This window comes from Thalassotalea sp. G20_0 (genome assembly GCF_017744175.1).
Taxonomy (GTDB): Bacteria; Pseudomonadota; Gammaproteobacteria; order Pseudomonadales; family Endozoicomonadaceae; genus Endozoicomonas.
In genome coordinates this window covers 1-925 of sequence record NZ_JAGHQV010000282.1, presented here as the reverse complement: position 1 = coordinate 925, position 925 = coordinate 1, and the positions used below count along the sequence as shown (strand labels likewise).

Genomic DNA, 925 nt, shown 5'->3' with positions numbered 1-925 from the left:
GCTGGCTGCCCTGACCCCGGAAGACCTGGCAAGGCTGGTGCAGGGATTACCCGAGATACCCGACGGGTTGCCCCAATGGCTGGCGGGTCACTTCCATCAACTGGCCACAGCGCTGAATCAGCAGAACCGCCCGGTGCAACTGGCACTGGACGACCTGTTCAGCAGCGCCCGGCATCTGGCCACTCACCACCCTGAACAATGGTATCGGGCCTTGAAACAACACCTGTCACTGCCCTTTCGTGCCTTGCAGGCACTGCTGCCTCCGCTGCTGGAAGATGCAGCACGCCTGGAACGAATCAAGCAGGAAGAACAACGACGCCGGGACCTTGAGGCCATGGCCAATAGCATGCCCGGACTGTTGACGCCCATCACGGTAACATTCGGGCCTGCACTCCGTTGTAGTGATCGGGTAATCACGGTGACACCGGAGGCAACAGAGGTGGACGTCATAACAGTTGTGCAAGCCATGCAGCAAAACATGCAGCAACAAAACATGGAGATCAGCAGCGGGTCAACGGTAAAGCAAAAAAACCGGCATTTGGGTTACTCTTTCGAATTTGGCAATATTGTGGCTTACGCCCACTTAAACATCATCAGGTACTACCCGCAACATCCTTACAATGCCAACCAATATCGTCTCTATTTTCTGGAGACCCGTCTGGATGAAGACGGCCGGTTGCGCAACTACCCCATTGACTGGACAGATGGCACGCTAACATCTTTGCCGGGATGGCCTGATGATACCGTCTGGCGGACCGACCTTGGCACCGATGAACTGCCCGGCAAGTTTACGCTGACCCTGAATAACCAGTGGCAGCCCCTGCCTGCCCTGACGCCCAAAGACCAGCTCCGGGCACTGCGCTGCACCCCGGACACCCCCATTGAGCTGGCCCGAAGCGAGCTGACAGGGCAACTGTTAATCAAA

At 57.1% G+C, this 925-nt stretch carries 1 protein-coding gene; it reads left to right on the top strand.

The window, feature by feature from the left end; all coding sequences use genetic code 11:
* A partial coding sequence (locus tag J7438_RS26060) for a hypothetical protein (RefSeq protein ID WP_209278941.1) occupies positions 1-925 on the top strand: 925 nt, incomplete at both ends.